Origin of the sequence: Curtobacterium sp. LFS084, assembly GCF_047977705.1 — a bacterium.
Lineage (GTDB): Bacteria > Actinomycetota > Actinomycetes > Actinomycetales > Microbacteriaceae > Curtobacterium.
The window spans coordinates 1-24,130 of the sequence record NZ_JBFPFM010000039.1; the positions used below are offsets into that span (position 1 = coordinate 1).

13 protein-coding genes, 1 tRNA gene and 1 other RNA gene are annotated in these 24,130 nt (G+C 73.3%); 4 read left to right on the forward strand and 11 right to left on the reverse strand.

What is annotated here, in order from left to right; genetic code table 11:
- From ACNQOV_RS15510 to ffs, 3 genes are all read right to left on the reverse strand, one after another.
- A partial coding sequence (locus ACNQOV_RS15510; protein WP_416395622.1) for a DNA polymerase III subunit gamma and tau occupies window positions 1-1,355 on the reverse strand: 1,355 nt, incomplete at its 3' end.
- 144 nt (window positions 1,356-1,499) lie between these two features.
- Complete coding sequence (locus tag ACNQOV_RS15515; RefSeq protein ID WP_416395624.1) at window positions 1,500-9,083, reverse strand: choice-of-anchor G family protein; 7,584 nt, start codon at window positions 9,081-9,083, stop codon at window positions 1,500-1,502.
- Window positions 9,084-9,312: 229 nt separating this feature from the next.
- Window positions 9,313-9,409, reverse strand: an RNA gene (ffs, locus tag ACNQOV_RS15520) — signal recognition particle sRNA small type.
- A 37-nt stretch (window positions 9,410-9,446) separates the two neighbouring features.
- Here ffs and ACNQOV_RS15525 point away from each other — a divergent pair.
- Window positions 9,447-10,121: an SDR family oxidoreductase gene (locus ACNQOV_RS15525; protein ID WP_031261751.1), complete on the forward strand. Its 675-nt coding sequence runs from the start codon at window positions 9,447-9,449 to the stop codon at window positions 10,119-10,121.
- Window positions 10,122-10,695: 574 nt separating this feature from the next.
- Here the strand turns inward: ACNQOV_RS15525 and ACNQOV_RS15530 are convergent.
- Both ACNQOV_RS15530 and pta read right to left on the reverse strand, forming a co-directional pair.
- The gene (locus ACNQOV_RS15530; protein WP_022906304.1) at window positions 10,696-11,892 is read right to left on the reverse strand and encodes an acetate/propionate family kinase; all 1,197 of its coding nucleotides are present in this window, start codon (window positions 11,890-11,892) and stop codon (window positions 10,696-10,698) included.
- A gap of 50 nt (window positions 11,893-11,942) precedes the next feature.
- Complete coding sequence (gene pta / locus ACNQOV_RS15535; RefSeq protein WP_416395627.1) at window positions 11,943-14,051, reverse strand: phosphate acetyltransferase; 2,109 nt, start codon at window positions 14,049-14,051, stop codon at window positions 11,943-11,945.
- Window positions 14,052-14,173: 122 nt separating this feature from the next.
- Between pta and ACNQOV_RS15540 the strand changes: the two genes are divergently transcribed.
- Window positions 14,174-14,261, forward strand: a tRNA-Ser gene (locus ACNQOV_RS15540).
- A gap of 313 nt (window positions 14,262-14,574) precedes the next feature.
- Window positions 14,575-15,216 (forward strand): hypothetical protein, encoded by a 642-nt coding sequence (locus tag ACNQOV_RS15545; protein WP_022906306.1) that lies wholly within the window; start codon window positions 14,575-14,577, stop codon window positions 15,214-15,216.
- A gap of 25 nt (window positions 15,217-15,241) precedes the next feature.
- Here ACNQOV_RS15545 and ACNQOV_RS15550 read toward each other — a convergent pair whose 3' ends face one another.
- Together ACNQOV_RS15550 and ACNQOV_RS15555 are read right to left on the reverse strand one after the other, a co-directional pair.
- Window positions 15,242-17,257, reverse strand: a complete 2,016-nt coding sequence (locus ACNQOV_RS15550; protein WP_416395629.1) for a helicase HerA-like domain-containing protein — start codon at window positions 17,255-17,257, stop codon at window positions 15,242-15,244.
- Window positions 17,258-17,368: 111 nt separating this feature from the next.
- The gene (locus tag ACNQOV_RS15555; RefSeq protein ID WP_416395631.1) at window positions 17,369-18,625 is read right to left on the reverse strand and encodes a multidrug effflux MFS transporter; all 1,257 of its coding nucleotides are present in this window, start codon (window positions 18,623-18,625) and stop codon (window positions 17,369-17,371) included.
- Window positions 18,626-18,897: 272 nt separating this feature from the next.
- Here ACNQOV_RS15555 and ACNQOV_RS15560 point away from each other — a divergent pair, with 272 nt between their 5' ends.
- Window positions 18,898-19,479 carry a TetR/AcrR family transcriptional regulator gene (locus tag ACNQOV_RS15560; protein ID WP_022907921.1) on the forward strand — a complete coding sequence of 194 codons (582 nt, stop codon included), beginning with the start codon at window positions 18,898-18,900 and terminating at the stop codon, window positions 19,477-19,479.
- Between the two features lie 14 nt (window positions 19,480-19,493).
- On the opposite strand, the gene ACNQOV_RS15565 is transcribed toward ACNQOV_RS15560, so the two are convergent.
- From ACNQOV_RS15565 to ACNQOV_RS15580, 4 genes are all read right to left on the reverse strand, one after another.
- Window positions 19,494-20,039 (reverse strand): substrate-binding domain-containing protein, encoded by a 546-nt coding sequence (locus ACNQOV_RS15565; protein ID WP_416395633.1) that lies wholly within the window; start codon window positions 20,037-20,039, stop codon window positions 19,494-19,496.
- 10 nt (window positions 20,040-20,049) lie between these two features.
- Window positions 20,050-21,438: an MFS transporter gene (locus tag ACNQOV_RS15570; RefSeq protein ID WP_416395635.1), complete on the reverse strand. Its 1,389-nt coding sequence runs from the start codon at window positions 21,436-21,438 to the stop codon at window positions 20,050-20,052.
- A 97-nt stretch (window positions 21,439-21,535) separates the two neighbouring features.
- Entirely contained in the window at window positions 21,536-22,681 is a 1,146-nt protein-coding gene (locus ACNQOV_RS15575) for a cystathionine gamma-synthase (RefSeq protein WP_416395637.1), read from the reverse strand.
- A gap of 81 nt (window positions 22,682-22,762) precedes the next feature.
- Window positions 22,763-24,127, reverse strand: coding sequence for a cystathionine beta-synthase (locus tag ACNQOV_RS15580; protein WP_416395639.1), 1,365 nt, complete (start codon window positions 24,125-24,127; stop codon window positions 22,763-22,765).
- Window positions 24,128-24,130 lie beyond the last annotated feature (3 nt).

Here is a 24,130-nt window from a genome sequence, read left to right on the forward strand (position 1 = left end):
GCGTCGACCGGAGCAGGCGTCTCCGCGGCCGGAGCCTGGACGGGCGCCGCGGCGGGTGTCGCGGGAGCGGGTGCCGCGGGTGCCTGTGCCGCGCGCGGAGCGGGTGCAGCGGCCGGAGCACCGGGCGCCTGGGCGGAGGTCGAACCCGCCGCGGGGAGCGACTCCGGTCCGGCCTGGTGCCCACCGGCGTCGCCGACGCCGATGCGTCGTTCGAGTCGCTCGACCCGGGCGAGTGCACCGCGCTGGGTGTCGTCGGCCTCGGGCACGAGCATCCTGGCGGTCATCAGCTCGAGGTGGAGTCGCGGCGAGGTCGCACCGGTCATCTCGGTCAGCGCCCGGTTCGCGATGTCCGCCGCGCGCGACAGCCCGGTCGCACCGAAGACGCCGGCCTGCCGGGTCATCGTGTCGAGCTCTTCCGGCGAGATGCCACGCAGGACGGCAGCGGCGCTCTCGTTGGTCGCGGCCACCACGATGAGGTCGCGGAGGCGCTCGAGCAGGTCCTCGACGAAGCGACGGGGGTCCTGACCGGTCTGGACCACGCGGTCGATCGCGGCGAAGGCGGACGCCGGGTCGGCCACGGCGAGCGCGTCGACGACGTCGTCGAGCAGTGCGGCGTCGGTGTAGCCGAGGAGCGCGACGGCTCGCTCGTACGCGATCGCCCCGTCCTCGCTGCCGGCCATGAGCTGGTCGAGCAACGACAGGGTGTCGCGGACGGAGCCGCCGCCCGCGCGGACGACGAGCGGCAGGACACCCGGTGCGACCGAGACCGACTCCTGCTGGCAGAGCTGCTCGACGTACTCGAGCATCGCGGCCGGCGGGACGAGCCGGAACGGGTAGTGGTGGGTGCGCGACCGGATGGTGCCGATGACCTTCTCGGGCTCGGTCGTGGCGAAGATGAACTTCACGTGCTCCGGCGGCTCCTCGACCAGCTTGAGCAGCGCGTTGAAGCCCTGCGGCGTCACCATGTGCGCCTCGTCGAGGATGAAGATCTTGTAGCGGTCGCGCGCCGGGGCGAACACGGCGCGGTCACGGAGGTCCCGCGCGTCGTCGACACCGTTGTGGCTGGCGGCGTCGATCTCGATCACGTCGAGCGAACCCCCGCCGCCGCGCGCCAGTTCGACGCAGCTCGGGCAGACGCCGCACGGGGTGTCGGTCGGACCTTCTGCACAGTTCAGGCAGCGCGCGAGGATGCGGGCGGACGTCGTCTTGCCGCAGCCGCGCGGCCCGCTGAAGAGGTAGGCGTGGTTGACCCGGTTGGTGCGCAGGGCCGTCCGGAGGGGATCGGTGACCTGCGACTGTCCGATCAGCTCGGCGAAGTTCTCGGGCCGGTAACGGCGATACAGGGCGGTGACCACGCCCCAAGGGTAGCCGGGACGGCCGACACCCGATGGTCGGACCGGACCACCTGTGGGAAGTGGGGAGGGCGCACGTGACGCACCGCGCCTCCCGTCCGTCAGGACGACGGAACGCGAGGCGCGGTGCGGACGGTGCGGGTGGGGTCAGACGCGTCGGCGGCGGATGCCGCGGGCGAGGCGGGACAGCCCCAGCAGGAGGAACCCGAGGACCACCAGGCCGCCGGCCGCCCCGGCGAGGGGCCCGACCTCGGCACCGGTGAACGCGAGCCCACCGGACCCGTACCCACCGGCGGTCCCGTTCCCGTTCCCGACCGCCCCGGCTCCAGGGGTCCCGGGCGCACCTGGCGTCCCGGGCGTGCCGGGCGTGCCCGGTGTCCCCGGCGCCCCGGGAGTCCCTGGCGTCCCCGGCGTGCCGGGGTTCCCCGGCGTCCCCGGATCGCCCGGCACGGCCGCGTCGACCACCACCGCGACCGACTGTGCGGCCGACGTCGCACCCGCGACGGTCTGGGTCACGCGGATGGTGTGCGGTCCCACCGCGAGGCGCAGCACGACCGCCCAGGCGCCGTCCTCGTCCGCCGTGGTCGTCACCGGCGTGCCGTCGTCGGCGACGACGGTCACCGTTGCCCCCGGTTCGGCGGTCCCGGTGACGCGCCAGTCCACGGAGCCGGCGGCCGAGGCCGTCTGGTGCGCACCCGGCGTGGGGGACGTGACCGCGAGCGGCTCGACGGCGTCCACCACGATCGGCACCGGCTGCGAGACCGTCGTCGTGCCGTTCACGGTCTGCGACGCCTCCAGGGTCCACGCGCCCTCGGGCACGCGGTCGAAGGTGACGCTCCAGTCACCGTCCGCGTCGGCCGTCGTCGTGCGCACCTGTCCGTTCGACAGGCGCACCGTGACGAGCGCACCCGGTGTGGCGTGCCCCGTCACCGTGAAGGCGGCGGTGTCGCCGGTGCCCGTCGCGGGGAGGAGCTGGCCGGGTGTCGGGCTGGTGATGGTGACGTCGGTCGGCTGCGCGACCACGACCCGCACGGTGCTGGTCACCGGGTCGGAGGTGCGACCGCCGACGGTCTCGGTGGCCGACACGGTGTGGGTGCCCGGCGGGACCCGGGTGACGGTGACGGTCCAGGAGCCGTCGCCACCGGCGGTGGTCGTCGCCGTCCGGCCGTCGATGTCGACGGTCACCGTGGCCCTCGGCTCCGCGGTGCCGCTCACCACGATGGACGTCGTCGCCCCGGTGATCGGGACGACCTGGCCGTCGGGCGGGCTCGTGACCCTGATCGGAGCCGCTGCGGCGACGGAGAACCCGACCTCGGGCGCGTCCGTCGTCGTCCCGCCGACGGTCTGCGAGGCGGCGATCGTGTGCGGCCCGGTGCCGACCGACGGCACGGTCACGGCCCACTCGCCGTCGCCGTTCGCCGTCGTCGTGACCGGGGTGCCGCCGTCGATCCGGACCGAGACCGCCGCGTTCGGCGCCGAGACACCGGTGACACGGACGTCCGTGGTGCCGCCGAGCACGCGGAACGCGGTCCCGTTCGCCGGCGAGGTCACGACGATCGCGTCGACCGCGGCGACCTCGACCGTCAGGTCACGCTGGACCGGCGACGACGTGGTGCCGTTCACGACCTGCGTGACGACGATCGTGTGGTCTCCGGCGTCGAGCCCCGTCAACTCGGTCGACCACCGGCCGTCCGTGCTCACCGGGACCTCGACGGGGTCACCGTCGTCGGTGACGATCCGCACGGTCCCGCCCGGCTGCCCCTGACCGCTGACCGGGACGGTCGCGCTCGTGGTGCCGGCCGGCACGGTGACGGTGTCGCCGTCGGCCGGGGTGTCGACCGTCAGCGCGGCGCCGGCGGCGATCGTGAAGGTCGTCACGACCGGCGCCGAGGTCGACCCGTCGACCGTCTGGGTCGCCCGGACCGTGTGCTGCCCGGTGGCGAGTCCCTCGAGGTCGAGCGACCACGTGCCGGCGGCGGTCGCCGTGACGGTCTGCGGGTCGCCGCCGTCGATCGTGATCCGCACGGTGGACCGCGGCTGGGCGGCACCGTTCGCCGTCACCGTCGCGACCGAGTCCTGCTGCGCGACGCGGACGGTCGACCCGTCCGCCGGGGTGGCGATCGTGATGGGGTCCGCGACGAGCACCCGGATCCCGACGGCCACCGGGGCGGAGACGGTGTCGCCGATCCGCTGCGTGACGCTGACCTCCAGGGTCCCGGCGGGCACGTCCGGGACCGAGACGCTCCACGTCCCGTCCGCGTCCGCGGTGGTGGACTCGCTGCGTCCGCCGCCGAGGTCGACCACGACGGTCGCACCGGGCTCCGCCGTGCCGCTGACGTCGACCGTGGTGGTCGCGCCCTCGCCGGCGACGGTGTACTGCTGGCCGGCCGTCGGCTCGTCGATCACGACCGGAGCGCCGGCCACGATCGCGAACGTCGTCTCGACGGGGGTCGTGGACGTGGACCCGTCGACCGTCTGCGTGACGCTCACGTCGTGCGTCCCGACGCCGAGGTCCGGCACGTCGACGCTCCACGAGCCGTCCCCGCCCGCCGTCACCTCGACCGGGTCGCCGTCGTCGACCGTGATCGTGACGGTGGCGCCCGGCTGGGCGTCGCCGGCGATCGTCACCGTGGTGGTGGCGTCGGCGTCCGCGACGGAGATCGGGTCGTCACCGGGCTGGCGGATGGTCAGGGCGGCCGCGGCGACGACGGACACCGGGCGGGTGACCGCCGCGCTCGTCGTCCCGTTCACGGCCTGCGTGACGTCGGCCCGGTACGACCCGGTGGGCACGTCCTCGACCGTCGTCGACCACTTCCCGCCGTCGTCGACCCGCGCGGTCGCCGTCCCGCCCGCACCGAGGTCGACCGTGACGGTCGCCCCGGGCTGGCCGGTGCCGGCGAACCGCACGTCGGTCGTCGCGTCGTCGTCGGCCACCGTCACGGAGGCGGCCCCGGCCGGGGTCGTCACCGTGAGCGGCGCACCGGCGCGGACCGACACCGCCGCGGTGACGGGTGCCGACGTCTGCCCGCCGACGACCTGCGTCGCGCGGACCGTGTGGTCGCCGACCGGGACGTCCGCGAACGTCGTCTCCCAGGCGCCGTCGGCAGCGGCGGTCACCTCGTCGGAGGCGCCGTTCGACAGGGTCACCGTGACGGTGGCGCCGCCCTGTGCCCGTCCGGCCGCCAGCACGTCGGCCGTACCGGCCGCGTCGGCGACCGTCAGGACGGTGCCGTCCGTGGGCGTCGTCAGGGTGAGCGCGGTCCCGGCGCGCACGGAGACGGTCTGCGCGGGACTGGAGGCGCTGGTCCCGCCGACGGTCTGGGTCGCGGTGAGCGTCGGGTCACCGACACCGACCCCGCCGAACGTCACGGTCCACGCGCCGTCTCCGTCCGCGGTGGTGCTGACCGCGTCGGCGCCGAGTCGCACGGTGACCAGAGCGTTCGGCTCCGCCGTCCCGGTGACGGTGACGTCGCGCGTCGCGCCGGCGTCCGGCACGAGCAGGACGGCTCCGTCGGCCGGCGTCGTCACCCGCACGGCGTCGGCGGCCTCGATCGTGACCGTGCGCGTGACCGGTGCGGAGGTCGCCGGGGAGGAGACCGTGCCGGCGAGGGTCTGCGTCACCGAGACCGGGTGCTCGCCGACGCCGAGGTCGGCGAAGGTCACCGACCAGGTGCCGTCCGGGGCGACCGTCGTCTGTTGGTCGTCCTCGCCGTCGGTACCGGCGGTCACGGTGGCTCCGGGCTGGCCGGTACCCGACACGGTGACGTCACGGCGGACGGCGTCGCCCGCGACCGTGATCGGTGTCGTGGTCGGCGCCGTGATCGCGAGCGGCGCTGCCGTGACGACCAGGAAGGTGGTCGGGATCGCAGCGGTGACCACGCCCTCGACGCTCTGGCTCGCGTTCACCGTGTAGGTGCCGGTGGGTGCGAGACCGGTCGCGTCGACGCTCCACGCCCCGGCGCCGTCGGCCGTGGTGGTGAACCGGGTGTCCGGGCCGAGCGAGACGGTGATGTCCGCGTTCGGCTCCGAGGTCCCGGAGATCGCCACGGTGGCCGTGGCGTCCCCGTCGACCACGACGAAGCGCGAGCCGACCGCCGGCGAGTCGATCGCGACGGCGGTCCCCGGCACGACCGTGAAGTCGCGGGTGACGGTGGGACCGGTCGTCCCGTTCACGGTCTGCACGGCGGTGACGGTGTGGTCGCCGATGCCGAGCTCCGTCGGGTCGGTCGACCAGTTGCCGGCGCCGTCGGCGACCACGGCGACGGGGTCGCCCCCGTCGACCGTGACACGCACGCTCGCTCCCGGTTCGGCCGTGCCGCGCACGACGACGCCGATCTGGCCGCCCGTCCCCGCGGGGACCTGCTGAGCGTCCGTCGGCGACTCGATAACCAGGTCGTCACCGACCGCGACCGAGAAGTCCCGGTCGACGGCCGCGGACGTCTGTCCACCGACCGTCTGCGTGACGCTCGCGGTGTGGTCGCCCGTGCCGACCGCCTGCAGGGTCACCGACCACGACCCGTCGGTGCCCGCCGTGGTCGTGACCGGGTCGCCCGTCCCGTCGAGGACGACGGCGACGTCGGCTCCCGGCTGCGCGGTCCCAGACACGGCCACGTCGATCGTCGAGCTCTCGGTCGCGACGGCGGTCGTGCCGCCCTGGGCGGGCGAGGTGACGGCGAGCGCGGCCCCCGCGACGACCGTCACGACCTGACGGACCGTCGGCGAGGTGGTGCCGTTCACGGTCTGGGTCGCCTGGATCGTCCACCGGCCGACCGGGACGTCCCGGACCGTGGCGGTCCAGTCCCCGGCGCCGTCCGCGGACGCGGTGGCGGTCAGCCCGCCGCCGAGCGAGATCGCCACGTCGGCTCCGGGCTGGGCGGTGCCGGTGACGACGAGGTCGGTGGTGCTGTCGGCGTCGAGCACGGTCACGGTGGCGCCGGGTACCGGCGCGGTGATCGCGATCGGAGCGCCGGCGGCCACGGTGAAGTCGGACGTCACCGGACCCGAGGTCGTCCCGCCGACGGTCTGCCGAGCGGTCGCCGTGCGGTCGCCGACCGGGACGCCCTGGAATGTCGTCTCCCAGTCGCCGTCGCCGTCCGCGGTCACCGTCGCGGTGAAGGACCCGCCGATGCCGACGGACACCTGTGCGTTCGGCGCGGCGGTGCCGGAGACCGTGACGGGCGTCGTCGAGGTCGGGTCGGCGACGGTGATGGTGCTGCCGTCCTCGGGGGCGGTGATGCGCAACGGAGCCGCCGCCGTGACGGTGAAGTCACGCGTCACCGGGGTGCTCGTGGACGCACCGACGGTCTGCGTCACCCGGGCGGAGTACTCCCCCGCCGGGACGTCCGCCACCGCGGTCGACCAGGTCCCACCGGCGTTCGCGGTCGTCGTCGCCGTGCGGCCGCCACCGAGGTCGACGTCGACCCGGGCGCCGGGCTGCGCCGAACCGGAGAACGGCACGTCCCGGGCGTCCCCGGCGAGCGGGAAGTCCTGGTCCGCGGTCGGGGTGTCGACCGTCAGTCCGGCAGCCGCGACCACCCGGAATGCACGGGTCACCGGTGCCGAGGTGCTGTCCCCGACGGTCTGCGTGACGCTCGCGGTCGGCTCGCCGATCGGGACGTCCGGCACCGTGATGCTCCAGGCACCACTCGCGGCGGCGGTCCCGGTGGCGCTGAGGCCGCCGCCGAGGTCGATGTCGATGCGGGCGTTGGCGGTGGCGGTGCCGGTCAGGGTCACCGGCGCGGTGGTGCCCGTGGTCGTGAAGGTCTGCCCCGCCGTCGGCGCGGTGATCGTGAGCGCCTGCTGCGCGACGACCGAGAACTGCTGCGTCGCCGAGCCTGCAGCCGCACCACCGACCGTCTGCGTCGCGGTGGCCGTCCAGGAGCCGGTCGGCACGTTGGCCACCGAGGTGGTCCACGCCCCGTTGGCCGCGACGGTCGCGGTGGCGGTCCGGCCGCTCCCGAGGTCCACCGCGATCGTGGCGCCGGGCTCGCCGGTGCCGCTCACGGTGACGGTGCGGGTGGAGGACGCCGTCGGCACGCTGAAGACCTGGTTCGCGGTCGGGGTCGTGATCGTCGGCGCGACGAAGGCCGCGGCCCGCACGGTGGACGTGGCGAGGTCGACGGTGGCGACGTTCGCCCCGGGGAGGATCGACAGCCGCAGGGCGTGCACGCTCCGGGCGCCCGGGTCGGAGCCGCGGCCGTCGCGGAACCCGGTCGTGGTGTCCTGCGCGTTGACGGTGAGGTCGATCACCTGACGGATCAGCAGGACGACCGGGGACAGCAGTGTCGCCACGGCCGAGGTCGTGTTCGTCAGGGCGGTGCCGAGCTGTGCGAGGGCCGCCCCGCCGATGACGGGCCGGAGCGCACCCTGCAGCGCCGGGACGACGGTTCCGCTGACGACCGGCGCGAGCACGGTGCCGAGGGGCAGCGGCAGTCCGGCGACACTGCCCGACGTGGTGACCGTGGGGGTCGCGGTCGCGGTGCCGGCGAGCGCGCCGAGCGTCGTGTCGATCCGGAGACCGATCGCAGCGGACGGCTGTCCGAGCACGGTGGCGTTCGTCGCGATGTCCACCCGGACGCCGGTGGAGTTGATCGTGTTCACGACCGCCGTCTGCAGCGTGGTCGGCAGCTGGGTACCGAGGATCGTGGTGATGCTCTGGTTGATCGAGTCCACCGCGGCGGTCGTCAGCACCGGGGTGTTCGCCGGCTGGCCGTTGAGCGCCGTGAGCTCGTCGAGGTCGACCGTGATGGTCCCGGTCGCCGGGACGATCGTCACGGCGCCGTCCGTCAGCGGTTGCTCGAGGACCTGGGTGAGCGTGTCGTCGAGGTTGAGGTTCACGTTCGACGTGATCGTGGTGCCGCTGACGGTCACCGTGCCGAGCAGCGCCTGGCGCAGGAGGGTCTGGATCTGGCTGGTCACCGTTGCGGTGGTGCCCTGCAGGGCTCCCCCGGTGCCGAAGACCCCGTTCACCTGACCGGAGACGGTGCGCAGCTGGTCACGGAGCGACGCCGTCAGTCCCTGCACGGCCGGACTCGTCAGCGTGAGGTCGGCCCCGGCGATCCGGTAGTCGCTCGTGGTGCTCACCGTCGTGCCACGCGTCGCGGTCAGGGTCGAGGCGAGCGCTCCGACACGCAGCTGCGCGTTCGAGAGCACGGTCGCGTCAGCGCCGACGCGGCTGAACAGCGGGTTGAGGTTCAGCGTCGAGGCACCCGTGCCGATCCCGGTGCCGACGCCGATGCCGCCGTCGTTGGTGAGGAGGCCCGAGGACGCCGTGGCACCGTTCGCCGAGGTCGTCGCGTACTGGCCGTTCACCCCGAGGGTGAGGATGCCGTTCGACCCGAGCAGGTCGATGTCGTTCCCGAGGTCGACCCCGACGGTGTTCAGGGCCTCGACGTTGAGCGGCTGGTTCGTGGTGCCGCCGCCCGTGGTCGCACCGCGAGCGGAGTAGGCACCGCCGAGCTGGGCGATGCCGTCGACGTTCACGATGCCGGACCCGCTGAGAAGCAGCCCCTCGGCCTCGGAGACGTCGGTCGGTGCAGCCACCGCGGGTTGGATCGCCACGGTGGCGGCGATGAGCGCCGTCACCGTGGCGAGGACGCCGCCGCGCAGGAGGAGACGCCGATCGTCCGATGCTCGTCGTCGAGCTCGGCCGCCAGCACCGAAGATCCGTCGTGTCCAGTCGCCCGCCGTCGTGGGTACACGGGTACCCCACAGCGACACGTGCCTGCGCATGCGTGTCTCTTTTCCTGGCGAGCACGCTCGCCACCTGATCCGGAAAACTCCTCCGCTGGTGAGGCGGTGGAGGGTCAGGAACCCTGGTTGGGAGTTCCTGAGGGTGATCTTTGCACACGATCAGGTTGCTGTCCGCAGCCCGTTACGAAACGGACACCCGGCGTGCGGACGTTGTCCGGCCGGCCGGCCCGGGAACGGAAGCGACACCGCACGCACCCGGGCAGGAAACAGAAAAGACTCCTCACGCACCCGCCAGAGCCCGGTTACCCTTGCTGCGTTTCCGCCCTGGGGGAGTTGGCCTGGATGGCGTCACGTGAGGAGCCGCCGAGAAGTCTACCGGACGCGACGGGCATGATCGGACACATGAAGATCGCCATCGCCGGGGGCCACGGCCAGATCGCCCTCCTCCTCGCCCGCCAGATCACCGACGCCGGCCACGACGCCGTCGCCATCGTCCGCAACCCCGCCCACGTCACGGACGTGGAGCAGCAGGGCGCGCGGGCGATCGTCGCGGACCTCGAGCAGATGGACGACGACGACCTCGGGCTCCGGCTCCGCGGCGTCGACGCGGTGGTGTTCGCCGCCGGCGCCGGCCCGGGCAGCGGGGCGGAGCGGAAGCTGACGGTCGACCGGGACGGGGCGATCCTGCTTGCCGATGCCGCCGAGCGGGCTGGGATCCGGCGCTACGTCATGATCTCGGCGATGGGTGCGGACGCGTACGACCCGCAGCGCGCGGTGGTCCCGGCCGCATCGGAGGACGACGTCTTCCAGGTCTACCTGCGCGCCAAGGCCGAGGCCGACGCGAACATCCGTGCCCGGAGCCTCCGCTGGACGATCGTCCGACCGGGAGGCCTGCTCGACACGCCGCCGCAGGGCACGGTCGACGTCGGCCGCACGGTCCCCCGTGGGTCGATCCCCCGTGCCGACGTCGCAGCGGTCGTGCTCCACGCCCTCGTCGACGACACCGCGGTCGGGGTCCAGTTCGAGGTCACGAGCGGCGACACACCGATCCCCGCGGCGGTCGCGTCGCTCCGCTGAGCTCCGCGGCGGGGTCCCGGCCCGTGGCCGCACCGTGCCCACCTCGCCATCCCGTGCGAGGAACGTGGACGGGCCTACTCGGCCGCACCGTGCGCGCCTCGCCACCCCGTGCGAGGAAGGCGGACTGACCAACCCGGCCGCACCGTGCGCGCCTCGTCACCCCGTGCGAACTTGACCGCATCGTGCCGCGCTACAAGCGCGCACCCAGCCACCAACCCAGCACCAGCCGACGAACACCGCACCGTGCAGTACGCGGCACCACCCGGCGGACGGGAGGCGCGGCGCCAGGCCGCCCCGCGCCTCCCGCCCGCACCGTGCGCACCTCGTCACCCCGTGCGAGGAAAGTGGACTGTCCAAACCCGCCGCACCGTGCGCACCTCGCGATCCCGTGCGACTTTGACCGCACCGTGGCGCGCTACAAGCGCGCACCCAGCCACCAACCCAGCACCAGCCGACGAAAGCCGCACCGTGCGGACCCAGCCGCGGACGCCGGCACCCACGCCAACGCACCCGCACCGACGCCTCGCGGACCGAACACCCCCAGCGGACCGCGCCCCCGCCGCCGCCCGGCCCCCTACAGCGCCACCGCGGCCGACTGCCGGGCGATCTCCAGTTCCTCGTTCGTCGGCACCACGAGCACCGCGACCCGCGACGCGTCCGTCGAGATGAGCCGCGCCTCGCGCGAGGCCAACTCGTTCCGATCCGCGTCGATCTCGATGCCGAGGTGCTCCAGCCCGGCCAGCACGCGCCGACGCAGCAGCGCGTTGTTCTCGCCCACGCCCGCGGTGAACACGACCGCGTCGAGCCCGCCGAGCTGCGCCGTGTAGGCCCCGACGTAGCGACGGATCCGGTGCCGGTACACGGCGAGCGCCGCCTCGGCCTCCTCGTCGCCCCGGAGCGCCGCGTCCTGCACGTCGCGCATGTCGCCGTTGCCGGTCAGCCCGAGCAGTCCGGACTGCTTGTTGAGCATGGTGTCGAGGTCCTCGAAGGACAGCCCGGCCTCGCGGTGGAGGTGGATGAGCACGGCCGGGTCGAGGTCGCCGGACCGAGTGCCCATCACGAGGCCCTCGAGCGGGGTGAGCCCCATGGAGGTCTCGATCGACCGGCCGCCGTCGATCGCCGCGGCGGACGCCCCGTTGCCGAGGTGCAGGACGATCGTCTTGAGCTCGGCGAGGGGACGGCCGAGGAACTCGGCGGCCTGCTCGGACACGTACTTGTGGCTCGTCCCGTGCATGCCGTAGCGCCGGATCCCGTACTTCGCCGCGAGGTCCGCGGGGATCGCGTACGTGTACGCGTGCGGCGGCATCGTCTGGTGGAACGCGGTGTCGAACACGGCGACCTGGGGCACGTCGGCGAAGACCTGCTTCGCGGCCCGGATCCCCTCGAGGTTCGCCGGGTTGTGCAGCGGCGCGAGGCTCGAGAGCTCCTCGATCTGTCGTTCGACGTCGTCGGTGACCACGGTGGCGCGGTCGAAGGTGGTGCCGCCGTGCACGACGCGGTGGCCGACGACGGCCGGCGGGTGCTCGTCGAACGACGGCCCGACCTTCGCGAATGCGTCGATCATGGCCTGGAACCCGGCGGCGTGGTCGGGGACCTCGGCCGAGTCGCTGGACGACGACTCGCCGGTGAGGGCGTTCGTGTGCTTCCACGCCCCCGTCGTCTCGCCGATGCGCTCCACGAGTCCGGAGGCGAGCGTCCGCTCCCCCTCGAGCTCGATGAGCTGGTACTTGAACGAACTCGAACCCGAGTTCACGACGAGCGCTGCGGTCACTGGTGGGTCACTTTCTTGTCGGACTGGAGGCGCGGTGCGGCCACCACGGGTCAGGCCGCGTCGGACGCGGTGCCGGCCTGGATCGCGGTGATCGCGACGGTGTTCACGATGTCGCCGACGAGCGCACCGCGGGAGAGGTCGTTGATCGGCTTGCGCAGACCCTGCAGCACCGGGCCGATGGCCACGGCGCCGGCCGAGCGCTGCACGGCCTTGTACGTGTTGTTGCCCGTGTTGAGGTCGGGGAAGATGAACACGGTCGCGCGACCGGCGACGGGCGAGTCGGGCATCTTCGTCGACGCGACCGTCGGGTCGGCCGCGGCGTCGTACTGGATCGGCCCCTCGACGAGCAGGTCGGGTCGGCGCTCACGGACGAACGCGGTGCCGGCGCGGACCTTGTCGACGTCCGCTCCCGAGCCGCTGTCGCCCGTCGAGTAGCTGAGCATCGCCACGCGCGGGTCGATGCCGAACTGCGTCGCGGTCTCGGCCGACGAGATCGCGATGTCCGCGAGCTGCTCGCTCGTGGGGTCCGGGATGACCGCGCAGTCGCCGTAGACGAGGACCCGGTCGGCGAGGGCCATCAGGAAGACGCTCGACACGATCGAGGTGTCCGGGCGGGTCTTGATGATCTCGAACGACGGGCGGATCGTGTGCGCCGTGGTGTGCTTCGCGCCGGAGACCATGCCGTCGGCGAGGCCGAGCTGCACCATCATCGTGCCGAAGTACGAGACGTCGGTCACGGTGTCGCGGGCGAGCTCGATCGACATGCCCTTGTGCGCGCGGAGCCGGGTGTACTCCTCGGCGAAGCGTTCGCGGAGCTCGGGGTCGAACGGGGACACCAGCTGCGCGGCGTCGAGGTCGAGGCCGAGCTCGGTCGCGCGGGTGCGGATCGCGGCGGGGTCGCCGAGGATCGTGAGGTCGCACACCTGGCGCTGCAGCAGCGTCGAGGCCGCGCGGAGGATCCGGTCGTCCTCGCCCTCCGGCAGGACGATGCGCTTGCCGTACGCGCGGGCTCGGTCGAGCAGTCCGTGCTCGAACATGAGCGGTGTGACGACGCCGGAGGGGGTGAGCTGCAGCCGGTCTCGCAGGGCGTCGGCGTCGACGTGCTGCTCGAACAGCGCGAGGGCCAGGTCGGCCTTCCGCGGCGAGTCGGCGGCGAGACGGCCCCGGGTCTGGGTGATCCGGAGCGCGGTGTCGTAGGTGCCGAGGTCGTTCTGCGCGATCGGGAGCGAGCTCGACAGGCCTTCGAGCAGGCGGGAGATCTGCGGCGCGGTCTCGAACCCGCCGTTGAGGATCACGCCGGCCAGGCTCGGGAAGGTCTCGGACTCGTTCGCGAGGAGCGTGGCGATGAGGACGTCGTTGCGGTCACCGGGGACGACGACGATGCCGCCCTCGATCAGGCGCGGCAGGACGTTCTCCATGCTCATGCCCGCGACGACGGTGCCGAGCGCCTCGCGGTCGAGCAGCGCCTCGTCGCCGCGCACCAGGGTCGCGCCGGTGGCCTCGAGCAGGGCACGGACGGTCGGGGCGACGAGGACGCGGTCCTCCGGGATCGCCCACACCGGCAGGTCGGGGTGGTGGTCCGCGACCGCGTGCTGGACGCTCGACACGACCGCGGCCAGCGCGTCCGGGTCGGCACGGTTGACGACGATGCCGAACAGCTGCGCGTGCGCGGCCCGGAGCTCGCTCGTCGTGACGTCGGCGACCTGGGCCATGTCCTCCGGGGTGCGGGCACCGCGCTCGGCGGCGTCGCGGCCGCCGAGGACGAGCAGCACCGGGGCGCCGAGGTTCGCGGCGACCTTCGCGTTGAACGACAGCTCGGTGGGGCTGCCCACGTCGGTGTAGTCCGACCCGAGCACCACGACCGCGTCGCACTGCCGCTCGACCTGGGCGAAGCGGGTGACGATCGTGGCGAGCGCGGCGTCCGGGTCGGCGTGCACGTCGTCGTAGGTGACGCCGACCGCGTCGTCGTAGGAGATGCCGACCGCGGTGTGCTGCAGGAGGAGCTCGAGCACGTAGTCGGGCACGTCGACCGAGCGAGCGACCGGCCGGAACACGCCGACCCGTCCCACCGAGCGTGCGAGGGTCTCGAGGACACCGAGGGCGACGGTGCTCTTGCCCGTGTGTCCTTCTGCTGACGTGATGTAGATGCGGGTCGACACGCGTCCAGGGTAGTCGGCGCACACGGCACGACATCTGGGAGGATCCCGGTCCGCTCGACACGCGGTCGTGAGCACTCCCGGGAACCTGTACCATTGGGTGTCGCCGTCGGAAGACAGCGTCAGGAGAATTCGCCTAGTGGCCTATGGCGCACGCTTGGAAAGCGTGTTGGGTGCAAGCCCTCGGGGGTTCGAATCCCCCATTCTCCGCCAGTCCGAACAGAGCGCGTGACCCCCGGGTCACGCGCTCTGTTCGTTGCAGGGCCGGGTCGGTCCCCCACCCGGTTCGTTGCACGGCCGGGTCGGTCCCCCACCCGGCGGACCACCCTGCACCCCGTTCGCCATGGTCTGGCCCCGAAACGATGCCGAGGGGTGGAACGGGCTGTCCTCGGTACCCGTCGGTCGCCTAGACTGCTCGGACGGACGACCCCGGGACGGGTCGACCACGGTGCACGGAGCGGCAGGGGTGTCGCTCTCCGGGCGGGCGTCGCACGCTGCCCGGGCACCCGAGGGACGAGGAGTCCACGTGGGGGACCTGACGGCACCGGCAGCTGCTCGGCCGAGCGCGACCGTGTACGACGTGATCCTCCGGCCGCGACGGTCCCTCGTGCGCTCGACGATCCTGAGCGTCGTGTTCTCCGCCGTCCCCCTCGCCGTCGCCCTCGTCTGGGTCTCCCTGCCGATGCCGCTCTGGCCCGTCGTCGCGACCGCGATCATCCTGCTCGCCGCCGTCGTGGCCGTCGTCTTCGTGCGTCTCGGCACCGCGTTCATCGGTCTCGATCCGGTGGCCGTCACGGTGCGGGGCGTCCTCACCCCGAACCGTCGGGTGCCCCGCGAGCGCGTCCACAGCCTCGTCCTCGCCACGACCTACGGCAGCGCGGTGGAACGGACGACCCGTGAGCTCGTCGCGCTCGACGCCGACGGCACCCACCTGTTCCGTCTGCGTGCCGACACCTGGGGCGACGCCGGCATCGACAGCGTCGTGGAAGCCCTGGGCGTCCAGGTCACCGACGAGACCCGCCCGATGTCGATCCGCGCGTTCGTCCGGCGTTACCCGGCCAGCCGCTCCTGGTACGAGCGGCGAGGGGCCTACGTGGTCGTCGGCGTCGTCGCGGTGCTCGCCGTCGCGACGCTGCTGGTGCTCGAGACGACGAACCTGGTCGGCTGACCCGGCACGAGCACGCCGCGCTCGCTCAGCGACGACGGCGCAGGGTCGAGAAGATCCCCTGCACGACCTCCTTCGCGATCGTCCTGCCCAGCCCGGACCCGAGCAGGTCCGACAGCGGGTCCTCCGCCTTCCGTGACGTGGTGGTCCGCGACGAGGTCCGCTTCGACCGACGCGCCTCGGCCGCGCGCTCGGCCCGCTCGAACTCGCGCTGCGCCCGCTCGTACTCCTGCTGCGCCGCGGCCCGTTCCCGTGCCTCGGCCTTGTCCTTCGCCGCCGCCTCCTTCGCCGCGGCGGCAGCTGCCCGCGCGGCCTCCTTCTCCGCTTCGGCGGCGGCGGTGGCCGCGGCCTTCTCGGCGTCGGCGGCCGCAGCGTCCGCCGCGGCGGCCTCCATCCGACGGGCGAGCATCTCGTACGCCGAGTCGGGGTCGAGCCGTGCGCCGTAGGTCGCCAGGAGCGGGGACGCATGCACGCGCGCGGTCATCTCGGGCGCGTGCATCGGGTCCATCGAGCCCTCGGGGGCGCGCAGTCGGGTCCACGCGACGGGTGTCGGTGCACCCTTCTCGTTCATCACGGTGACGATCGCCTCGCCGGTGGCGAGCGAGGTCAGCACCTCGCCGAGGTCGTAGTCGCTCGACGGGTAGGTCGACACCGTCGCCCGCAGGGCCTTCGCGTCGTCCGGGGTGTGCGCCCGCAGCTGGTGCTGGATCCGTGACCCGAGCTGGGCGAGCACCTCGTTCGGGACGTCCTTCGGGGTCTGCGTGACGAAGAAGATGCCGACGCCCTTCGACCGGATGAGCCGGACGGTACGGACGATCTGGTCGAGGAAGTCCTTCGACGCGCCGCTGAACAGCAGGTGGGCCTCGTCGAAGAAGAACACGAGCTTCGGCTTGTCCTGGTCACCCACCTCGGGGAGCTCGTTGAAGAGGTCGGCGAGCAACCACATCAGGAACGTCGAGAACACCTCGGGCTGGTCCTGCACGCCGGGCACCTCGAGCAGGCTGACGATCCCCCGGCCGTCGGCGGCGGTGCGGAGGAACACGGTCGTGTCGATCTCGGTCTCGCCGAAGAACTGGTCGGCGCCCCGGTCGGCGAACGTGATCAGCTCGCGGAGGATCACGCCGACGGTCTGCTTCGACAGCCCGCCGAGCTCGGCGAGCTCCCCCTTGCCCGCGTCGCTCGTCAGGAACGTCAGCACGCTCCGGAGGTCCGACAGGTCGACGAGGGGCAGCCCGGCCTGTTCCGCGTAGTGGAACACGAGCCCCAGCGACGACTCCTGCGTGTCGTTCAGGCCGAGGACCTTCGACAGCAGCAGTGGTCCGAACCCGGACACGGTCGCCCGGATCGGGACGCCGGTCCCCTGCCCGCCGAGGGAGTAGAACTCCGCCTCGCTCGCCGCGGCACGCCAGTCCTGCCCGATGCCAGCCGTCCGCGCGAGCAGCTTGTCGTTCGGCGTGCCGGCCACCGCCAGCCCGGACAGGTCGCCCTTGATGTCGGCCGCGAAGACGGGCACCCCGTTCGCGGCGATCTGCTCCGCGAGGACCTGCAGCGTGCGCGTCTTGCCCGTTCCGGTCGCCCCCGCGACGAGGCCGTGCCGGTTCAGCATCCCGAGCGGGATCCGGACCTGGACGTCCGGCTGCGGGGCACCGTTCACCAGGGCGCCGAGTTCCAGGGCGCTGCCCTCGACCCCGTAGCCGGTGCGGATCGCGTCCACGGCGGCTGCTCCGAGCGGCCCGTCGGCGGTGGCCGGCTCGGGAGGCGCGGCTGGGGCCGGCGACGCCGGCTCGGCGTGCGGGGCGGTCGCGTCCACCGCCGGGGCGCTCGCGTCCACCGCCGGGGTCTGGGTCGGGGCCGGGGAGTCGACCACCGCGGGCTCCGTGGCGGAGGCGGGCTGCGCCTCCTGGCCCGCCTGTTGCTGCTCGGCCACGCGAGCGGCGAGCTCCTCCGCGCGCTGCACCGCCTCGTCCGCGAGGCGCCGGGCCTCGTCGGCCGCCTGCTTCGCCGCCTCTGCCGCTGCCCGTGCCTGCGCCACCACGTCGCTCATGCCCACAGCATATGGACGCGGCACCGCCCCTGTCCGGCCCCACCGCATCCGCGACGACGCACCGGTCGACCGACGCGCGGCTCGTCGCGGACCGGGTGCCGACCGGCCGGTTCAGTGCGTGAGCGCCGGGACCGTCCGCGGTCGGACGACCGCCCACAGCAGCACGATCGCGACGGCCGAGGTGCACGCCATCACGGCGGCCATCGGCGTCGCGGTGGTGATGCCGATCCACCCGACCACGGGCGAGATGATCCCGGCCACGCCGAAGTTCAGCGCGCCGAGGAGGGACGCGGCGGTGCCGGCCTCCTTGCCGTGCGCGGCCAGGCCGATCACCTGGACGAGCGGGAACGAGAACCCGCACGCGGCGATGAAGAACCACAGCGGCACGAGCACACCGACGAGCCCGGCGCCGAGCTGGTCGAGCACGATGATCGCGACGGCGGCGAGGAACAGCGTCGCGGTCGAGCACGCGAGGATCCACTGCGGCCCGACGCGCTGTGCGAGCCGTGCCGACACCTGCACCCCGACGACGACACCGACGGAGTTCACCGCGAACAGCAGCCCGTACTGCTGCGCATCGAGCCCGTACAGACCCTGGAACAGGAACGGCGACGAGCTGAGGTACGAGAACAGTCCGCTGAAGACCATCGCCCCGATGAGCGCGACCCCCACGAAGACGCGGTCCGAGAAGAGCGCGCGGTACCGCTGTCCGATGGTGGAGTGGCCGGCCTCGTGCCGACGGGCCGGCGGGAGCGTCTCGACGATGAGGAGGATCGACGCGATGACCACCGCGGCGCCGTAGCAGGCGAGGAAGACGAACACGCCGCGCCAGCTGACGAACCGGAGCATCTGCGAGCCGATGAGCGGGGCGAGGATCGGCGCGAGGCCGTTCACCATCGCCAGCCGGGACAGCATCCGCACGAGCGGCTTGCCGCCGAACAGGTCGCGCACCGTCGCCATCGCCACGACGCCGCCGGCCGACGCGCCCATGCCCTGCAGGACGCGGAACACCGCCAGCACCTCGACGTTCGGCGCGAGCGCGGCCCCGATCGAGGCGCCGACGTGCACGGTCGTCGCGATGATGAGCGGGAGGCGACGACCGACCTTGTCGCTCCACGGGCCGACGAGGAGCTGCCCGGCCGCGAACCCGAGGGTCGTGGCCGTCAGGGTGAGCTGCACCGCCCCGTCGCTGATGCCGAACTCGTCCTTGAGCGACGGGAAGGCCGGCAGGTAGAGGTCGATCGTGAACGGCCCGAGCGCGGTGAGCGCACCGAGGACGAAGACGTAGACGAGTCGCTGGCTGCGGGAGAGCGCGTCTCCGGGGTGCAGGACGACACGGAGCGAACCGGTGGTTGCGGGCGCGGTCACGAGCAGGGGTCCTTCGACGGTGAGGGGGTGTGGGAGGTGATCGCGGCATCGATCGAATCGATTCGGCCGCGGTACCATCCTACGGCCCTCCCGAGCCCTGCTGCAGCAGTTCCGCGCGTCCGCCCGCGTGTTGCCACGGCCGCCGCCCGGTTCCGACGCGGCCCATGCGGTACCGTCGGACTGCTCGTCAGCGCTCGTCCGCGCGGCCGAGCCGTCCCGCACGTTCCGTCGGAACACCGGCGGGGGGAACCGGATCAGAAGGGGGTGGCGTCATGGTGGACGCCCGCATCCTGCACACGACCGCCGCCCTGCGCGAAGCGATCCTGCGCCTCGCCGCCGATCGACCGGTGTCCGAGATCACGGTCGCCGACGTCACCCGTGCAGCCGGAATCAACCGCGCGACCTTCTACTCGCACGCGGTCTCCCCCGGGTCCCTGCTCGCGGACGTGCTGACGCCGGAGCTCGACCGCATCCGCCAGGACGACGCCGACGCCCGGCGCGTGGCCGCGAACCGCGGCGCGGACCTCGACGAACTCGCGATGATCACCCGGCGCGGCATCAACGCCGTGGTCGAGCACGTCGTCGCGCACCGTGACATCTACGGCAAGGCGCTGCCGGACCCGAACGACGCCTCGCTGCACCGGCTGCTCGTCGAGCACTTCACGGTGTCGAGCGAGCAGCACATCCGGTCGCTCGACGGCGAGCACCGACCGGAGCTGCTCGACGACGTCGCCGCGGGGTTCGTCGCCCAGGGGTTCGTCGGGGCGATCGAGGCGTGGCTCGCCGGACCGCGCCGGTCCCGCAAGGCACTCGTCGACACCATCGTGCTGTCGTTCCCGTCCTGGTGGCGCTGAACCCGCCCGACCCGTCAGTCGGTCGTGGGCTTCTCGCCGCGCTGCAGTGACCCGACGACGTCGACCGCCGCGCTGACGAGGTCCGCCTGGTCGTCGCCCGCCGGCACCCGGTAGTCGGCGGACACCCCGTCGCCGCCGGTACCGCTGGTCGGCAGGGGCTCGCCGAGGGAGACCACGACGACCCCGGCGTCGTGCGCCGTCTGGATGACCCCGGTCAGCGCCGAGGCGTCGACCGGGCGGACGAGCAGCGCCTTCGCGCCGGTCCGGACCAGCCGGTCCACCGCGGTGCGCTGTGCGGCGGCGGCCCCACTGGCGGGGGCGACGCGGACGTCCGGGCTGAAGCCGGCGTCCGTCAACCCGCGCTCGAGGTCGTCGCCGAGCGCGTCCTGCCCCGGTTCGAGGACGACGCCGATGACCGCGTGCCGGTCGAACCCGCCGTCGGAGCTCGTCAGGTCCGTGCTCTGCACCGGCGAGGGCGCCGCCGACGTCGTGCCCTGGCACCCGGCCAGGGCGATGGTCACGCCGACGACCACGGCGGCGGTGACGAAGCGGAGGGGCACGAGGGCCACGCTACCCGCCCACCGGGACGGCCGACGGTGCCGGGACGGGCCCGAGCCGACACACCGCTGCGATCGCGAGCGCCGCGATGACGGTCATGCCGCCGAACACCAGGGGGAACGACACCACACCGTCCGCACCGCCCGTGCCGATGAACAGCAGGCCGGTGACGGCGAGTCCGATCACGCTGCCGGAGGCGTCCGCGATCGTCAGGGCCGAGCTCGCGAAGCCGTCGTCGCCCTCGCCGGAGAACCGCAGGGTGAGCATCGAGGTCCGCGGGTAGATCGCCCCCATGCCCGCGCCGCCGACGAACCAGCCGACGACGAGCAGCCACCACGGCAACCCGAAGGTGGCGACGGTCAGCGCGGTGAGCAGACTGACGAGGACGAGCGCGAGGCCGACGGCGAAGGTCCTGGTGGCGGTGGCGCGGTCCTCGCCCAGGCGTCCGTGCACCCAGCTCGACCCGGCCCAGCTGAGCGCCGCGACCGTGAGTGCGAGCCCCGCGGCCGAGGCGGACAGGCCGTCCTTCGCCTGCAGCAGGAACGGCACGTACGCCTCGCTGCCGAAGAACGAGGCCGCGACGAGGCCGCGCAACAGGATCACCGACGGCAGCCCGGGCGCGGCACGGAAGGTCCCGGCGGGCAGCAGCGGGCGGAGGGCGAACCACGTCCCGACCAGGCCGATCACCACGGCGGCGACCCGCGCCCAGGCGCCGAGGTCCGGTGCGACGTTGAGCAGCAGGATCGCCACGGCGGCCCCGACCGACCAGCCGATCCGCGAGCGCTGCCACGGCGGTCGCAGCTCGGGTGCCGGTGGGCGCAGCCGGCCGAGGGTGGGGACGAGCAGCGAGAAGGCGCCGAGGGCGATGACGAGCGCGCCGGCGAAGACCCAGTGCCAGTTCCAGACGTCGGTGACGATGCCCGCGAGCGCCGGCCCGATGAGCGCCGGCACCACCCACGCCGCGGCGAACCCGGCGAACACCGGGCCGTGCAGCTCCTCGGGGAAGATCCGGGCGACGAGCACGTAGAGCACCACGTCGATCGCGCCGGCGCCGAAGCCCTCGACGAGTCGGCCGACGAGGAACACCTCCATCGTCGGGGCGAGCATGACCACGGCGGTCCCGACCGCGAACAGGGCGGCGGACACCCACGCGACGATGCGTCCGCCCGCGCGGTCGGTCCAGTTGCCGGCGAGGACCATGCCCGGCACACCGGCGGCCAGGGGCGCGGCGAACGCGAGCGCGTACAGGGTCTCGCCGTCGAGGTCGCGGCTGATCTCCGGCATGACCGTCGTCATAGCGAGGTTCTGGAACGCGGCGACCCCGACGATCGCGACCATGCCGATGGTGGCGAGGGCGTACGGGCCGCTGAACAGACTGGTCCTCGTCGCCGCGGTGCTCACCCGATCATCGTAGGGCCGGCCACCGACGTCCGTGGCGGGACGAGGCGGACGGGAGGCGCGGTGCGGGCCCGCACCGCGCCTCCCGTCCGCCGTCGGGTCAGCGCGCGAGCGCCTGCCGCAGGTCCGCGACCAGGTCGCCGGCGTCCTCGATGCCCACGGACAGGCGCACGACGTTCTCCGGCACCGCCAGCTCCGTGCCCTTCACCGACGCGTGCGTCATCTCGGAGGGGTAGCCGATGAGCGACTCCACCCCGCCGAGCGACTCGGCGAGCGCGAACACCTCGGTCGACTCCGCGAACCGCCGGGCCGCCTCGGGGCCACCGGAGAGGGCGACCGAGAGCATGCCGCCGAAGCCGCGCATCTGCCGCGCCGCCACGTCGTGCCCGGGGTGATCGGCGAGACCCGGGTAGTACACGCGCTCGACCCCGGGAGCGCCGACGAGCGCCTCGGAGACGGCCTGCGCGTTGGCGGAGTGCCGTTCCATCCGGACCGCGAGGGTCTTGATGCCGCGGGTGGTCAGGAACGCGTCGAACGGCGACGAGATCGCCCCGGCGCCGAACTGCAGGAACTGCACCTGCTCGGCGAGTTGCTCGTCGGCCAGCACCACGGCACCGCCGACGACGTCCGAGTGCCCGCCGAGGTACTTCGTGGTGGAGTACACGACCACGTCGGCGCCGAGCGACAGCGGCTGCTGCAGGTACGGCGACGCGAAGGTGTTGTCCACGACGACGACCGCACCGGCCGCGTGCCCGATCTCGGCGAGGGCCGCGATGTCGGCGATCTTCATGAGCGGGTTCGTCGGGGTCTCGACCCAGAGGAGGGTCCGCTCCGGAGCGCCCTCGAGCGCTGCACGGACCCGGTCGGTGTCGCTCATGTCGACGACGACGAGCTCGACGCCCCACGGGACGTGCAGTCGGCTGACCAGGCGGTGGGTCCCGCCGTACACGTCGTTGCCCATCACCACGCGGGCACCGGGTGCGAGCGTGGCGCGGAGCAGGGCGTCCTCGGCGGCCAGGCCGGACGCGAAGGAGTACGCGGCGACCCCGCCGTCGAGGTCGGCGAGCAGCGTCTGCAGTCCGTCGCGCGTCGGGTTGCCGGAGCGGGAGTACTCGTAGCCGTTGCGCATGCCACCGACGCCGTCCTGCACGTACGTGGACGTCAGGTGGATCGGCGGGATCACCGCGCCGGTCGGGCCGTCTGGCTCCTGGCCGGCGTGGATCGCGCGGGTGCTGAACTCGGTCATGGGGTCTGGTCTCCAGGTCGGATCGGACGCGGCGCGCCGGGCGCGCTGGGTGCACGCGTCACGTCGCGCGCACCGTCGGGGTCACTCGGACAGGTAGCTGAGCAGGTCGTGGCGCGTGAGGACGGTCACCGGCTTGCCGTCCTCGACGACGAGCAGGGCGTCGGCCGACCCGAACGCACGACGGGCCGACGAGACGGACTCGCCGACGCCGATCAGCGGGAGCGGCTCCCCCACGAAGTCGGTCAGGGCGTCCGACATCTTCGCGGCCCCGGTGAAGACGTGCTCGAGCAGCGCCTTCTCCTCGACCGCGCCGACGACCTCGCCGATGACGACGGGCGGCTCGGCGGTGAGCACGGGCATCTGCGAGACGCCGTACGTGGACATGATGTCGACGACGTCCCGCACGGTGTCCGCCGGGTGCGCGTGCACCAGGTCCGGCAGACGACCGTCCTTGCCCGCGATGAGCGACCCGACGGTGCGCTCGTCGTCGGTCTCGGCGAAGCCGTACGAGCGCATCCACCGGTCGTTGAAGATCTTGCCGAGGTAGCCGCGGCCGCCGTCCGGCAGGAGCACGACGACTACGTCGTCCTCGGTGAGGTCGCGTGCCGCGCGGAGCGCCGCGACGACCGCCATGCCGCTCGAGCCGCCGACGAGCAGGCCCTCCTCGCGCGCGAGCCGGCGGGTCATCGCGAACGACTCGGCGTCCGACACGGCGATGATCTCGTCCGGGACGCCGGCGTCGTAGGCAGCCGGCCAGAAGTCCTCGCCGACGCCCTCGACGAGGTACGGGCGCCCCGTGCCGCCCGAGTACACGGAGCCCTCCGGGTCGGCGCCGACGATGCGGACGCCGCCGTCGGACGCCTCCTTGAGGAACCGGCCGGTGCCCGAGATGGTGCCGCCGGTGCCGACGCCCGCCACGAAGTGGGTGATGCGCCCCTCGGTGTCGCGCCAGATCTCCGGCCCGGTGGTCTCGTAGTGGCTGCGCGGTCCGTTCGGGTTCGCGTACTGGTTCGGCTTGTAGGCGCCGGGGATCTCGCGGACCAGCCGGTCGGACACCGAGTAGTAGGACTCCGGGTGCTCCGGCGGGACGGCCGTCGGCGTCACGACGATCTCGGCACCGTAGGCGGTGAGCACGTTCCGCTTGTCCTCGCCGACCTTGTCCGGCAGGACGAAGACGCAGCGGTACCCGCGCTGCTGGGCGACGAGCGCGAGGCCCACCCCGGTGTTGCCCGAGGTGGGTTCCACGATGGTGCCGCCGGGCTGCAGCTCGCCGGAGGCCTCGGCCGCATCGAGGATCCTCGTCGCGATGCGGTCCTTCGAGGAGCCGCCGGGGTTCAGGTACTCGACCTTCACGAGGACGGTCGCGCGCACCCCCTCGGTGACATGGTTGAGCTTGACGAGCGGGGTGTCGCCGACCAGGTCGACCACGGAGTTCGCGTAACGCACGCG